12 protein-coding genes and 1 pseudogene are annotated in these 14,296 nt (G+C 42.0%); 3 read left to right on the forward strand and 10 right to left on the reverse strand.

From position 1 onward, the window contains the following. Positions 1-42 precede the first annotated feature (42 nt). The 3 genes from AB5Z12_RS00775 to AB5Z12_RS00785 form a co-directional block, all read right to left on the reverse strand. Positions 43-615 (reverse strand): hypothetical protein, encoded by a 573-nt coding sequence (locus AB5Z12_RS00775; protein WP_368357267.1) that lies wholly within the window; start codon positions 613-615, stop codon positions 43-45. A gap of 131 nt (positions 616-746) precedes the next feature. Next, positions 747-1,265 carry an RNA polymerase sigma factor gene (locus AB5Z12_RS00780; RefSeq protein ID WP_368368530.1) on the reverse strand — a complete coding sequence of 173 codons (519 nt, stop codon included), beginning with the start codon at positions 1,263-1,265 and terminating at the stop codon, positions 747-749. Further along, a complete protein-coding gene (locus AB5Z12_RS00785) occupies positions 1,240-2,178 on the reverse strand; it encodes a hypothetical protein (RefSeq protein ID WP_173736149.1) in 939 nt (312 codons plus the stop codon). Before AB5Z12_RS00785 ends, AB5Z12_RS00780 begins: the two co-directional genes overlap by 26 nt. 279 nt (positions 2,179-2,457) lie before the next feature. On the opposite strand from AB5Z12_RS00785, the gene AB5Z12_RS00790 reads away from it, so the two are divergent. Further along, complete coding sequence (locus AB5Z12_RS00790) at positions 2,458-3,786, forward strand: GHKL domain-containing protein (protein WP_368357266.1); 1,329 nt, start codon at positions 2,458-2,460, stop codon at positions 3,784-3,786. 15 nt (positions 3,787-3,801) lie between these two features. Further along, complete coding sequence (locus tag AB5Z12_RS00795; RefSeq protein WP_173718912.1) at positions 3,802-4,515, forward strand: LytTR family DNA-binding domain-containing protein; 714 nt, start codon at positions 3,802-3,804, stop codon at positions 4,513-4,515. Positions 4,516-4,561: 46 nt separating this feature from the next. Here AB5Z12_RS00795 and AB5Z12_RS00800 read toward each other — a convergent pair whose 3' ends face one another. From AB5Z12_RS00800 to AB5Z12_RS00830, 7 genes are read right to left on the reverse strand one after another with little or no spacing between them, the layout of a single operon-like run. Then, positions 4,562-5,905: an ATP-grasp domain-containing protein gene (locus tag AB5Z12_RS00800; RefSeq protein ID WP_148462066.1), complete on the reverse strand. Its 1,344-nt coding sequence runs from the start codon at positions 5,903-5,905 to the stop codon at positions 4,562-4,564. Positions 5,906-5,927: 22 nt separating this feature from the next. Beyond that, complete coding sequence (locus tag AB5Z12_RS00805) at positions 5,928-7,712, reverse strand: ABC transporter ATP-binding protein (RefSeq protein WP_148462065.1); 1,785 nt, start codon at positions 7,710-7,712, stop codon at positions 5,928-5,930. Then, a complete protein-coding gene (locus AB5Z12_RS00810; protein WP_173717340.1) occupies positions 7,709-9,451 on the reverse strand; it encodes an ABC transporter ATP-binding protein in 1,743 nt (580 codons plus the stop codon). The genes AB5Z12_RS00805 and AB5Z12_RS00810 overlap by 4 nt, the downstream gene beginning before the upstream one ends. Further along, the gene (locus tag AB5Z12_RS00815; RefSeq protein WP_148462064.1) at positions 9,448-10,317 is read right to left on the reverse strand and encodes a RimK family alpha-L-glutamate ligase; all 870 of its coding nucleotides are present in this window, start codon (positions 10,315-10,317) and stop codon (positions 9,448-9,450) included. The genes AB5Z12_RS00810 and AB5Z12_RS00815 overlap by 4 nt, the downstream gene beginning before the upstream one ends. 35 nt (positions 10,318-10,352) lie before the next feature. Further along, entirely contained in the window at positions 10,353-12,077 is a 1,725-nt protein-coding gene (locus AB5Z12_RS00820) for a GH3 auxin-responsive promoter family protein (protein ID WP_148462063.1), read from the reverse strand. A 27-nt stretch (positions 12,078-12,104) separates the two neighbouring features. After that, positions 12,105-12,407, reverse strand: coding sequence for an STAS domain-containing protein (locus AB5Z12_RS00825; RefSeq protein ID WP_148462062.1), 303 nt, complete (start codon positions 12,405-12,407; stop codon positions 12,105-12,107). 20 nt (positions 12,408-12,427) lie between these two features. Continuing rightward, positions 12,428-12,592 (reverse strand): hypothetical protein, encoded by a 165-nt coding sequence (locus AB5Z12_RS00830; protein ID WP_173717341.1) that lies wholly within the window; start codon positions 12,590-12,592, stop codon positions 12,428-12,430. A gap of 691 nt (positions 12,593-13,283) precedes the next feature. Here AB5Z12_RS00830 and AB5Z12_RS00835 point away from each other — a divergent pair. Then, positions 13,284-14,173 (forward strand): annotated as a pseudogene (locus tag AB5Z12_RS00835) (transposase). Positions 14,174-14,296: the final 123 nt, after the last annotated feature.

The following is a 14,296-nucleotide window of genomic DNA, read 5'->3' on the forward strand; positions in this document are numbered from 1 at the left end:
TTTAGACATAAAATATGCTCCCTCCTAAGTGACAAGTTTTTATTATTTCACTTGTCTACCTAGAAGGGAGCATATCACCTTCATCATCTGACGGCTCTTTTCAAAAGCTTCTTTTCGATTCATCTGTGGATTCTCTGCCAACAAAAACGGAATCATCATATACTCATACTGTTTTATAATTCCCGGAATTATAAACAAAAGACTCCATAAGCTTACAAACAATGTCCGCAAAAACATAATCCAGCCAACATTCTTTCCATCTCTCCTGTTGATCACCGACCAGATACATCTCGTCTCCGCTGTTCCGTATTCACATTGAATAAACAGCTTTTTACATCCCACCTCCAGAGGATTCCAAATCAAAATCGTCATAATAAAGTTAACAAGCAACGCAACTGCCACAATTCCAAGTGCAATTCCTAAAACAAGGCCAAAATCATCAGTTTCTACTGCGCCTATCACTTCATCAAAACTTCCGGAAGAAGACCTTTCTACTACCGAGACCACTCCTGAACCTCCAATCAGGGATAATATAACTCCTGCCAGAACTGCTTTCCAATAATTTATCTTTAAAAGCTGTTTGGCACACTCTTTCAATTCTCTCCTTGTCCACATATACAATTCCCTCCTCTTCAAACTACCCATATGCAAATATCTCATATCTGAAATATGTCATCCGGCTTTCATAATCTATTACAATGCATTATCCCCAGTCAGTTCAGGCAGAGTCTCTGTAGCCTGAACGCCTATTCCCCCTGTTTTTCCATAATCATTCGCAACTTCTCCAGAGCACGTTTCTGTATCATCCTTACATTTCCCGGTGATAAATTCATCTGCCTGCCAAGCTCTGTGGAACTTTTCTGATAATAAAATCTTCCCAGAAGAATTTCCCGTTCTCTGTCAGAAAGCTGCTCCAGACTTTTTCTTAATGTCTCTTCTCTCATAATCTTTGCCACAATCTCTTCCGGCATTTTTTCCCGGGGAATTGTCTGCTGCTTCAGGATTTCCAGAGAATAATGAGTCTTTTTATCCCTATAATAGTTTTTCAGGCGGTTTGCTGTGATTGCATACAACCAGGTAGCTATACTACCTTTTTCTTCATCATAACTGTCCATATTTCTGTAAAAAGACAGAAATACATCTCCAGTCAGTTCTTCCGCTTCATACAGATCAGGAACTCTTTTATGTATAAATGTCAAAATTTTCAGATAATATTCCTGATAAATACGCTCAAACTCCTCATACTTCATCCTCCGCCTCTTCATAAGACTCAATCTCTGCATAGAGATGTGTGTCTTCTTTCACATCTTCCTCTGGCTCGTACAGTTCTTTACACTCCTTATCTGTATACATAATGTAATAAGAATTATCGTCATGAAGCATGATCCATACATGATTATCTGCTGGAACCGTGATTGTATAATCCTTTTCCTGCTCTGTACCAGGAGCTGCAGTAACTGTCACATTACGTACATCACCTTCTGCTTTTTCTGCTTCTTCGTACTTTTCACAGAGATCTGCTACATCCTCAGGCCTGTCCACGCCGTAGGAGAATTCCATCTTCGAAGCTTCTTCCGAAGTGCCGTCCTTATGATTCAGAATCTGAGTATGTTTCAGTGGTCTGTAATCATCCGAAGCAACCACATATTCCATAGAAATCCAGTCTCCCTCTGTGTAGGATTCTCCATCTCCCTGAGAATTCAATGTGCTCTGCGTAAGTTCTTCAGGTACCTTTGTCTGTATAATGATCGTATCACCATCTTCCTTCAGATCCGTCACTTCTTCCTCTATGGTTTCATCTGTGTAAAAGCTTATAAGATCATCTGCATTTCCATCTGCTTCATCAATATACAGACAGGAGAGATACTCATCTCCTTCTTTTCCGTATTTTAATTCGCCATCTTTATAGAGCATCTGGGTAGTACCATACATATCTACATACATCACTTCAGAATCTTCATAGTCATATACCTTTGTATTCTGCAGTATATATTCACAGGTAGCTTCATAGCTTTTATGATTGCTTACAAGACTGTCTGTTTCTCCTGCTTTCATCATCTGTTCCAGTGCATTGTCTTTTGTCAGTTCAGGTAACGTATCCGATGCCTGAACACTCACACATTCTGCTCCCAGAGTTCCCATAATCATTGCCGTCACAATAATCATTCTTTTCTTCATTTTTTAGTCTCCTTTTCTTATATTTTTTCCTTTACGATGCCAGTAAGAGCGAGCTTTCGGGCATTATACCGTATCAAAAGCTCTCCTCATTTTGACAGTTTTCTGTATCTGTATTATTTATGTTATTTGAATTTGACTTTCCTGTCTATATTTTTGCGTGAATAGTCAAAATATGGTGTGAAAAGACCTTCATATGATTTGATTTTGCCTTCTGCCAATGGTATACTTGTTTTTAATAGGTAACCTGACCATTATCTATTTTTATGACAGGAGGTTTTTATGATAGCATTGCGTTATTTCTGCGGATTTTCTCTTCAGATTTTTCCTTATGCATTTTTCTGTTTGTATACATTCCGGGATTGTTTCCGCCTAAGCACAAAAAAGGCAATGCGCATGGCACTGTCCATTTTTATTGTAATGGTCATTCCGTTTTCTCTTATCGCACAGTTCAACATCGGCGGTGATTACAAAGAGCTGATCTCGAATGCTATTTTTTATATTGCCTTGTTACTGTTCGGAATGTTGTACTGCTTTATCATCCAGGCAAAAACAGTAGAAAAACTGTTTGTATTTTTTGTTGTAATGAGCTACGGATTCTTTGTCACAAGTACTGTTACTTTTTTGCACCGTACTTTCCGGTTTCCGTCCGATCATTTTATGTATCCGCCCCTTGCACTGATTCTCACACTTATCATAAATCTGCTTCTTGCGAAACCATTTCTCATGCTGATGGAGCGAATCCGTACTATGATCAACGCTGATCTGGAATCACGTATCTGGAAGATTCTCTGCTCCCTCCCTGCTTTGTTTATTCTAATTGCCAGCATTGCACAATTCTCAAGCATAATAAATCTTTCCACCAATATGGTTGTCCATGCTATGTTTGTATTGTTTGCAGTATTTGCTTTCATAGTATATGCCGTATTCTTTAGTGTCATGGAATACATCCGCAGCAAACAGGAAGAACAGAGAATTTCCGAGCGGATACTGGAAAGCTACCGGAATCAGGCAGAAAACAATGAACATATTCTGGAAATGCACCATGAGATCCGGCATCATATGAATGCCCTGTCCGCCTATCTTAAACAGGAGGACTATGCAGGTGCCAGACAATATACGCAGAAATTTACTGAAGAAGCCGAACAGCTTCCTTTTGTCACCTACACAGCCAATGCTCTGGTCAATTCCATCCTTTTAGAATTTGCAGAACGTGCCAGCCGTTATAAAGCCATAGTGGAGTACAGTATTATCATTGGCAGAAAATTCAACATGGAAGACATTGATTTGTGCCGGATGTTGACAAATATATTGGAAAATGCAGTAGAAGGGTGTCAGAAGGTTTCTGAAGGACAGCGGATCATCCGGCTGAATCTCCATTCAAAGGGAAATTTTCTGTTTATTAAATGTGAAAACTCCTGCAATGAGGATAACTTGAGAATCACGAATGGAAAATATAAATCCAGTAAAAAGAACAGTGACAGACACGGTTACGGTCTTAAGATCATCAATGGAATCGCCGAAAAATACAATGGTATACTGAACGTACAGGTACGTGGTGGCTTTTTTGCTGTAACAACAACGCTTTGTCTTGACGAAAATAACGAATAATAGGAGGCTTTCACTATGTACCATATTGTCATCTGTGATGATGAACCGATTTTTTTAACACAGATATCTGAAATGATCATCGATATTTTAGCATCCATGGGAGAATCCTGCGAGATTCGAAAATATACTTCTATTTCAGAATTAAAAAATACATTGCAGAATACTCCTAAAAGCTGTGACATTCTGATTCTTGATATTATGCTGGGTGAAAACAATGGGATCAGCTTTGCAGAATGTCTCCATGACACTGGAAAACAAATTCCCGTTATCTTCATTTCCAGCAGTAAGGAATTTGTATTCGATGCATATTCTGCTGAACCTGTAGGTTATATCCTCAAGCCGGTCAGCCGTCAAAAACTTGCAGAAGCACTAACCCGTGCAATCCGACATCTGATTCCGAAATCCATTATAATCGACACTCCGTCCAGAACTGTATCCTTTCATATCAAGGATATTACCTATATTGAAATAATCAATAAAGAATTGCAGATTCATCTTCAGGATGGTACTGTCACGAAGATATATAAATCCCTTTCTGCAGTCCGTGAAATTCTGCCGAAAGATATCTTCGTGCAATGTCACAGATGCTACATTGTTTCTCTGTATGCTGTCCGTTCAATCAGACGCTTTGAAATCACACTGAATAATCAGGAAATAATCCCGGTCAGCAAATACAGCTACCGGGATGTCCAGGAACAATTACAGCAATACGCTGCAAAATGGTTTTAATTTCTGCAAACAGCAGAAAACGGCGGTCTTATCGACCGCAGAATTCTCATTGATATTTTGCAACAAGCTCTCCGGCATTTGCTTTCACATCATCGGAAACAAGCCCCGGGAATTCCTCTTCCAGTTCATTCAGGATATTCATAATATCTTCTTTTTCCTGATCGGTGCTGATAACAACCTCGCAATAGTTGATCTTCTCCATACCTGCCACTGAGGTTTCCAGCTGCATAATATAATCCACATGCGGATTCCCATATAATCGGATCAGATCCTCCTGCGACCTTGCTTTCATCTTAAAGTTCAATGCATATTTCAGGTTCCGTTTCATACTGTAATTTTTGTCAGTTCCGAGTATGCTGTCCACAAAAATAGATAGTGGATTTCTTCCCTCCATGGCAGCCGTTGTTGTTGTCATTCCGGACCATCTTGGATTAATTTCGATAATATACCATTCTCCTGCCCGGTAAACCAGATCGACCTGCACCGTTCCTTCAAATTTCAAACTCTGTGCCATATTAAGCAGTTCTTCCTGTACCTTTTCAAAATGATAGGAAGGATCCGTCACCGGACCAAATTTTACAGAGCTTAACGGATCTGTAATGCCCTCTTTTGTTACAGAAAAGGCGATCGGCGGAAGGACACTGTAACGTCCCTCTACACCATGAATTTCCGTTCCGAACTGTTCTCCCTGAATCAGTTCTTCCACCATTATATCTGAATTGTTCCGATCGGAATTAAGAAAGCTCTCTACTTCCTCATAGGAGTTCATGATTTCCACTCCGATTGACCCTGCACCTAATGTATCCTTCACAATGACCGGAAAGTTTATTTCCTTAATCCGATAAAAAACATATTCCTTATATACATTTACACTGACACCCGGATTCTTCTTCTCCGCAAGAAACAGCTCATGGTGAATATAGATTCCCTTTGCCGCTTTGACAAAGCTGCGGAACATGATATTACTACGCCACTTATCAAATGCTGCCACTGACACCAGCGTATTATTGGCAATGGTTGCAATTCCTCTTTTCTGTAATTCCTCAGCAATGAGAGCGGTCTTGATCGGTACCCAGTCAAAGGGAACGGCTCCCGATGCAATTGCTACAGCAATATCCGGTCTCTGCTGTGCAATCAGCTCTGCCGTATCCTCCGCACTCATTCCACTCTCCAAAAGCACGTATTTCACCTTCTCAGGTTTTTTGCAGATTTCCCCATCTGCCACGTCAAAAATGTAAGAACCATTCAGGGGTCCTGCTACAACAAATTCGCAGTCCGGATAAAGCCGGTCCATTTCATCCCAGGTATCTGCCCGGAACGGCTGGTAGGTTGTTTTTGTTGATGAATTGGAATGTGCTGATGTTGACGCACTATAAAATACAATACGCATAATCTCTTCCTCCGCCTATTTTCTATGATTCAAACTGTGCCTGATATAATCTGGCATAGGCTCCGTTTTGTGCTAATAGCTCTTTGTGGCTGCCCTGCTCCACGATATGCCCGTTCTCCATAACCAGGATTACGTCTGCATTGCGAATTGTGGACAGACGGTGGGCAATGACAAAGCTTGTCCGTCCCTCCCGCAGCTTATCAAGTGCCTGATCAATCATGGCTTCGGTTCTGGTATCTACAGAACTTGTTGCCTCATCCAAAATGAGAATATTCGGTTTCACAAGAAATGCCCTGCAGATCGTCAACAACTGCTTTTCTCCGGCAGAAAGGCTTGACATTTCATTGGAAATTACAGTCTGATAACCATCAGGCAGTGTACTTACAAACTGATCCACGAAGGTCTCCCGGCATGCATTCCGGAATTCTTCTTCCGTGATTTCCCGTTTCAAACCATATTTCAGATTGTCTCCGATCGTTCCTTTATACACCCAGGTGTCCTGCAGAACCATTGCAATGTTCTCCCGCAGGCATGCTCTTGTAAGGTCGTGAATTTCTACTTTGTCATCAAAAATAATTTCTCCAATGTTTACTTCATAAAATCGTTCAATCAGATTTACAAGTGTTGTCTTGCCGGCACCAGTTCCTCCAACAATAGCGACCATCTGGCCCGGTTCTACAACAAGGTTCATATGTTCAATCAGCTTCCTCTCAGGTACATAAGAAAAGCTCACATCCCGGAAATCGATCTTTCCCTGCAACCGGTAGCTCTCTCTGGCTTCCGGTTTTTCTTCAGCCTGATCTTCACTATCTAACAGCTCATAGATCCGGTCAAGAGACGCTATTCCGGACTGCAGTGAAGAATACGCCTGGGACAGCTTGGAAAAGGGTGTCTGAAACTGTCTGGTATACTGAATAAATGCCTGCACATCTCCGACCGTCATCTGTCCGGATATTACCCGTAAAGCACCTCCCAATGCCACAATCACATAATTCAGATTCGTAAAGAACCGGGACAATGGTTGAATCAGGTTCGATACGGCCATAGCTTTGAAGGAAGATTCATACAGCAGACGATTCTGCTTCCTGAAAGCTTCCACGAACTTCTCTTCCTGACCATAAAGCTTCACAATATTGTGTCCGTTCACACTCTCTTCCACATTACTGTTAATCATTCCGGTATAATACCACTGCTTCTGATATTCCTTACGCACAAACCTGGAAATCAGGGTCACAATCCAGCCCGAGACCGGAATAATGATCACAGTGATCAATGCCAGCCTCCAGTTAATTGCAGTCATCATGACAATCATCCCGACCAGCTGGAAAATACTGTAAATCGTATCTGCACCGGAAGAATTCAGAGTCGTGACCACATTATCAATATCATTTGTGGTCCGGCTCATGATATCTCCGTGACTGTTTGTATCAAAATAATTTAATGGCAGCGACCATAGCTTTGTCTCTACCTGACTGCGCAATTCTTTCGCCGTATCAGAGATGATCCGTGTGGAAAACCATGCGGACAGCCATTTCGATACGAACTGGATCAGAAAAATCACACTCGATATCCCTGCCCAGAAGAAAAACCGGTCCCAGTGAATGTTACTGCTTACCGGGTTTGACATATCCTGTACAATGGAATCCGTTGCATACCCCAGATACTGCGGTCCCAGCGCTGTAGCAACCGCTGAAATAATAATACTGAACAGCATAAGAGCGGTCAGCATCTTATTTTTAAAGAAGAAGAGCTTTAACAGCCGCTTGAAAGACCCCTTTTGTATGGTCTTTTTCTGCTTTGTACTCATGATGCCACCTCCTTATCTGTGGGCTGGGAAGCCACAATTTCCTGATAAGTCCGGCTGCTTTGCATGAGTTCTTCATGTGTTCCAACCGCTTCAATACGTCCCTGATTCATCACAAGGATCTGGTCAGCATCCTTAATGGTACTGATTCTCTGTGCAACAATAATCACAGCCGCATTCTGTGTAACCGGCTTCAGTGCTCTTCGCAGCTCCTGGTCTGTCCGGTAATCCAGTGCAGAGAACGAATCATCAAACAAATAGATGGAGGGTCTGCGGACAATTGCTCTTGCGATTGCAAGCCGCTGCCGCTGCCCGCCCGAAAAGTTTGTTCCCCCTTCGGAAATCTTCATCTTAAGACCACGTTCGTTTTTCTCCACGAATTCCTTTGCCTGCGCAATCGAAAGAGCCTCCCAGAGTTCTTCCTGTGTTGCATCCGGTTTTCCATCCCGCAGATTGTCCTCCAGCGTCCCCGAAAACAGGAAAGCCTTCTGCGGAACCATGCCGATTGCCTGATCAAGCTCATGCCTTAACAGCTTCCGGACATCCATGCCATCTACGAAGACCGTCCCCTCTGTCACATCTGCAAGACGTGGAATCATATCAAGCAAGGTAGTCTTACCACATCCGGTAGATCCGATAATCGCCGTCGTTTTACCCGGCTGTGCGCAGAAGGAAATGTCCTTCAATACAGGCTCCACCTGCTCATTATCCGGTGCATAGGAATACGTCACATGTTCAAAACATATTTCTCCCCGGAACTGCTCTGGCAAAAAAGCATCCTCTCTGTCCTGAATTTCACTTTCACTGTTTAAAATCTCTTCAATACGTGTAACCGATACCTCGGCTCTTGGCAGCATAATAAAAATCATGGAAGCCATCAGGGTTGCTGTCAGAATAAAGGATATGTAGGTTACGAAGCCGATCACCTGTCCAATCTGTACCTGACCGTTCCCCGCCATACGGCCGCCAAGCCAGATCAGCGAAATATTGGCAAAGCTCATTGTCAGGGTAAAGATTGGCTGCATCAGCCCTGTAATCTTACCGATGCTGGTATTAATCCTTGAAAGATCTCCGTTAATCCGTTCAAAGCGTTCCTTCTCGCCTTGTTCCTTCGTAAAGGCCTTTACCACACGGATACCGGAAATCTGATCCCTGAGTACGGTATTCATCTCATCTATTTTCGTCTGCTGTTCTCTATAATAAGGAAGGATCAGCTTTAAAAATACCACAGAAACCCCAAGCAGCAGAGGTATCGTCACAAGCAATACCACCGAAAGCTTCACGCTTTGGGACAAGGCAAGCACAAGACCTCCGATAAACATCATCGGTGCTGCGATAATCGCGGTAAATAAGAACGTAATAAACTGGATTACCTGCTGTACATCGTTTGTTGCCCTTGTAATCAGCGTAGGAGCTCCCATGCTTCCGATCATCCTGCGTGAAAAATGTATCAGCTTCTCATAAACCTGCTCCCTCAAATCCCGTCCGGTCATCAGTGCCACCTTTGCTCCGAAAATACCAGCCAAGGTTGATAGCAGTAACTGGATAAGAGCTATTCCCAGCATGAGAATTCCCTGATGCATGATATATGCAGCATCCGCATTCGCCACACCATAATCGATCACTCTGGAATTGATTGTTGGCAGATACATGGTTAAAAAGGACTGACCAAGCTGCAGTAAAATGACCAGTATCAAAAGTCCCCTGTATGGGCTTAATACTCTTCGCAAAAATCCGGTCATGCCTGTCCCTCCATAAAATCATCAATAACGGAAGCATATGCATCCATCATCTTACGCCCCGGCATACCCGGAAATGCATTTACCTCTGCCAGCACATACTCTCCATCACCAATCATAAGATCCAGTCCGATAATCGGAAGATCAAATATGGACGCCACCTTTTCACAGAATACCTTTTCTTCTTCGGTAAGAGTCTTCTCCTGTGTAGTTCCACCCACATGTACATTCGAACGGAATTCATCAGGATTCGATGCATGGCGCTCCATCGAAAAATAATATCTGCCATGGAGAACAACAACACGGATGTCTCTTCCTTTGGAAGTAGCAATATATTCCTGTGCCACATAAGCCTGTCCATAGGAAAGAGTTGCAAAGTAATCCTTAAGCTCCTGGCCGTTATGGATCAGTTCTACACCAATCCCGCCAAATCCACTGTCCGGCTTCACAACAAATGGATAACCAAAACGACCAGACAGTGTTTCGGGATCAGAATCTTTGAAAAACACCATCGTATCAGGCACCCGTATTCCATTCTGTGCAAATCTCTGATAAGTTGCAATCTTACTTCTTGCGACCTGAAGCTCACGCAGATTTAAAATAGATGGAATTCCCGCATCCTGAAGCATATTCTCCAGAATAAATCCATCCGTGGATCCAAGTAGTGGCCAGAAATAATCCGGCTTTTCCATTTTTTCGCCCAGACAGGTGATCACAAGTTCCCCGTTCCTGCAAATTTCAATCGTGGAATATTCGCAGAAAAGCACTTCCTTATCTTTACCTATCAGTGCCTGCATCTGCCTTCTTCCATTTGTCTTAACATCTTCCACAGTACTGTCCTGGCTTGCTACTAAAGCTAAAATTTTCATAGGCTTCTCCTTTTATTTTCACAAAGTCCTTCCATTTATTTTACAAGCTCCACCCCGTATTCTGTCTGACTGAAAAAGAATTTCCGCTGCAGTTCATTCCGGATGATGTGCACAGGCTTCAGCTGTGCCGGCGCAATTCCCTTCATTATCATCAGATCACGGTATAAGCTATATGTCTCCGGCTCTAAGATATTTAACTTAGTTGGCGCACAGATTCCTTTTGCCACCTTATCTCCCATGGACGGATTGGCCTTAGCAAGATTCCTCTCCAGAAAAAAACGGATTTCCTTTGCTTTCATCCCCTCCGGAAGGCTTTCGATTTCCATAAAATAAGTATAACGTGGAGGAACATGTTCAACATCCGGATATACTGTAAAATCAATCATGTCAAAGCCAAGCTGCTTTGCTGTATCCTCTGCGGCAGTCCTGAGTGCCACTTCTGTTGTCTTCTCCCCCATAATACTGACTGTCTGATCAATACGTCCGATGAATTCCAGAATCGGCAGATTCTTATATTTTCCTGCAATCTTTACCGCATCACGCATACGATACCGGTAAAAACCGGAAAGATTCGTAACAATCACTTCATATTCTTTACCTGTCTCAAGCTGATCTATCGTTACTATTTTGGAGAAATCATCATCTGCGTCTGTCGGCAGAAATTCATAGAACATACTGTCCGGAACCGGCACGCTCTTCTCATCATTTAACCGGTACGGGACACTGATCATGCCTTCAGATGCATTAATTCCGGTAAAATAACGGGCTATTTTTTCTCCCATATATTTCTCTTTGATCTTATCAGCATAAACCTTAAATCCACCGGAACCGACACCGGTAAGGAACTGTGCATGAGGCCACAGCTTCGGTACAATCGGTTCCTCAAACCCCTGCATGAAAATTCCCCTCAGTTCCTGCGCTCTCTCCGGCATGGGCTGAATTTTCTTTAAGAGACTGGAACGGACTTCCTCTGACATTTTAATACCCAGATCAATCGTTCCCTGTTCAATATCATTAACCAGAAGCTCCCAATGCTGTTCCATATAACGCAATACTTCCAGTAAAAATCCAAGAAAGTTCGCTGCCATATTCGTAAGATCCTGGTCCATCAGTCCGAAACGTGCATGCAGATATCTGGTGTTGGTTTCCGATTCCGGATAAATTGCTTCATCGGGAGATGTAAAACTCATTCCGAGGTAAGGGCGGAATTCACCGATCATTTTTACTGACAAAGCCCCATAAGTAACACCGCTTTTCACGTGCTGGATCTCTGCAATGGATTCCGCAATGGACATATTCCGTCCGTTGATCCAGTCTTCTCCGAGTTCTTTTGCGACCAGACCCATACGGTAGGGACCATTATACTTCTGAAAAACCTGAAAAGCCTCTTCCGTCAACGGTATACGCTTGGGATTTCCAACCGTTCCTGAAGACTTGTTATAATGTACAACCTTACCGGAGGTAATCAGATTCTCCTCCCCATCCTCACTCATTCTTAAAATATAGCCTGCATAATCATCGTATACACTGACCGGAACCTTCTTCTGGTATTCTTCTATGGAATGAATATTCGCAAAGCCATATTTCCTTCCATATTCCGTATCCTTATTTTGTTCCAGAATCCTTAAAAGCAGCTTTTCATTTTCCCCCATGGGATCCTCTGCCATCCGATTCAATGCTTCCACTACCGGTATTCCCAATTTGATCTGTTGCAGATTCCCCTGTCCGGCAGGTGTTAATTTTCTCTCTTCAATTGTCATATTCTTTTCCCCATTTTCATCTGTCTTTTATTGTTCGACTGTCAAAATACTGTCAAATCCGGTTGCTTCAAATACTTCCATAATAATTTCATTGACATGCTTTACAACCATACTTCCCTTTGCTGCATTCATTTTCTTCTGACAGGATAAAAGAACTCTTAATCCGGCACTGGAAAGATACGCAAGATCGGTAAAGTCCAGAACAAGCTCAGTAACTCCATCAAGCTTTTGGAAAATCTCCTTCTCAAATCCCGGTGCTGTTGCAGAGTCCATTCTTCCTTCCAAAGCAACCTCCATTTTCTTTCCCTGTGTTTTAACATCAAATTTCATTGATTTAACCCCCTTGTATTTTATACATATGCGGTAACTATTTTATCTGAATCCGTGCTTTCTTCAGTTCCCTGTTCTTTATCTGAATTTGTGTTTTCTGTATCAGTATTTTTCTCTTGATGATCCTGATCCGTAATATCTGCTTGATCTTCTTTTACAGGTAATTCTGAATCTTGTTCCATCATAAGAATATTGCCTGCATACACGGTTGTTGCTACAATACTTTGACTTAAAGTACTGAACAGCAATACAAAAGATAGCAAACATGCTTTCTCTATTTTTTCTCCTTTCTTCTTTTAACTGTTTTTATATCTATATTATATATATTATTTAAATCTAGTTTCTCTGTCTATATTTTTGCGTGAATAGTCAAAATATAGTGTAAAAAGACATTCATCTGATTTGATTTTGCCGTTTGCAAAGTTCTTCTTTTGATAAAAGATTAACTTCCTGATTTTCTATATTCCGTATTACTGAATTTTGATTTTCACAATTATTAGGCGGCTCATTCTAGTATTGTTCCATACTTTTAAAAGTAAGAAAGCCTGCAATCACTCCGGTTCCCAGAGAAATTAACAGGCTGATCAATAAGGGTTTTTGCTTCATTAAAGAGCTCCCTTTATTTTTAGAATTAATTTATTATATTCTGCTGTCATGGAGACATTCTACTTTTGGCTGCGTTACTGAGAATATTATCTATTGTCTGCTTTATTGGTTTTTCCTGAATCCGTGAAGTTGATTTCCTCACATACTCCTTAAACCCTATAGTTTCATGCTTTTGCAATATTTTTTTCCAATATTGTTATTCACCCACCAGGTGAAAGCAGTCTGTGGTAAAATAGACATAACAAAATCTATGGATTGGAGTCTTTTACCATGAATAACAACCACCGAATCACACTGAACACCAATAAGAACATTATTGTTGAGTTTACAAATGAACGTATTATCCCAGCCAGCGGTCTGGCTGTTGTTGGCGCCCTCCTTGGGAAAAGCGATTTCATCAAAAAACTCAATCGCATGGACGTGACATCCAATCGGTCTCAGCATCAGATTAAAAATGGTGATATTGTACTCACTTACCTTGGAATGCTTTGCATGGGCAAACCTTACTTTGAAGCTTTTTCATTATCAAGCGAAAACTTCGCCGAGAAAGCACGGATGACTGGTTTGAAATGGCAAAGCAGTATTGCCGGAATGTAACCAGTCCCAGAGACGGAAAAACCGTCTATATAGGCAGTGACTGGAAAACCGTTACCAGTAAGCAGTTCAATACAGAGTATACACTCCGTGCCGGATACGAGATTACAGAGCGAACCATTGATAAGTATGGTCAGTTCAACCTTGTTCCCGATATTGAAGTTGAAGCCTGGTGGACAAACCTTGGTGACCCGGATGAGGAAATCATCAGTCTGTATCATGCCCATGGGGAATGTGAGCAGTTTCATAGTGAGGTAAAAACAGACATGGATCTGGAGCGGCTTCCATCCGGAAAGTTCGCGACCAATGCACTGATACTCGAATTAGGGATGATCGCATATAACATTCTCCGTATGATCGGTCAGGGCACAATTGGAGGACGGGCACCCCGTCAGAAGAGGGATGTTAAACGCCGTCGTTTACGCACAGTTATCAGCAACCTGATTATGATGGCAGGACATATAACCATGCATGCACGCCAGTTGATAACCGGCCTCGGAAGAAGCAACATCTGGCGACATATATTTTCTGATATCTGTCAGAAATATGCTGTCACAAACTCATAAGTAACAAAGCAATTTTATAGCAGGCTTATTTCGTGTACCCTTTTTTGCCCAGTGACTGCTTTTGTTCCCGGTGCTGATACAGAAAAAGCCACAGAAGTATGCTCACATCATGAAACAAACTTA

This window comes from Ruminococcus sp. RTP21358st1_G6_RTP21358_211008, from assembly GCF_040908885.1.
GTDB lineage: Bacteria > Bacillota > Clostridia > Lachnospirales > Lachnospiraceae > Blautia_A > Blautia_A faecis.

Bases quoted from the DNA above. Each gene is read 5' to 3' on its own strand.
- AB5Z12_RS00775 (WP_368357267.1), bottom strand. From the start codon at position 615: ATGTGGACAAGGAGAGAATTGAAAGAGTGTGCCAAACAGCTTTTAAAG.
- AB5Z12_RS00780 (WP_368368530.1), bottom strand. From the start codon at position 1,265: ATGAAGAGGCGGAGGATGAAGTATGAGGAGTTTGAGCGTATTTATCAG.
- AB5Z12_RS00785 (WP_173736149.1), bottom strand. From the start codon at position 2,178: ATGAAGAAAAGAATGATTATTGTGACGGCAATGATTATGGGAACTCTG.
- AB5Z12_RS00790 (WP_368357266.1), top strand. From the start codon at position 2,458: ATGATAGCATTGCGTTATTTCTGCGGATTTTCTCTTCAGATTTTTCCT.
- AB5Z12_RS00795 (WP_173718912.1), top strand. From the start codon at position 3,802: ATGTACCATATTGTCATCTGTGATGATGAACCGATTTTTTTAACACAG.
- AB5Z12_RS00800 (WP_148462066.1), bottom strand. From the start codon at position 5,905: ATGCGTATTGTATTTTATAGTGCGTCAACATCAGCACATTCCAATTCA.
- AB5Z12_RS00805 (WP_148462065.1), bottom strand. From the start codon at position 7,712: ATGAGTACAAAGCAGAAAAAGACCATACAAAAGGGGTCTTTCAAGCGG.
- AB5Z12_RS00810 (WP_173717340.1), bottom strand. From the start codon at position 9,451: ATGACCGGATTTTTGCGAAGAGTATTAAGCCCATACAGGGGACTTTTG.
- AB5Z12_RS00815 (WP_148462064.1), bottom strand. From the start codon at position 10,317: ATGAAAATTTTAGCTTTAGTAGCAAGCCAGGACAGTACTGTGGAAGAT.
- AB5Z12_RS00820 (WP_148462063.1), bottom strand. From the start codon at position 12,077: ATGACAATTGAAGAGAGAAAATTAACACCTGCCGGACAGGGGAATCTG.
- AB5Z12_RS00825 (WP_148462062.1), bottom strand. From the start codon at position 12,407: ATGAAATTTGATGTTAAAACACAGGGAAAGAAAATGGAGGTTGCTTTG.
- AB5Z12_RS00830 (WP_173717341.1), bottom strand. From the start codon at position 12,592: ATGATGGAACAAGATTCAGAATTACCTGTAAAAGAAGATCAAGCAGAT.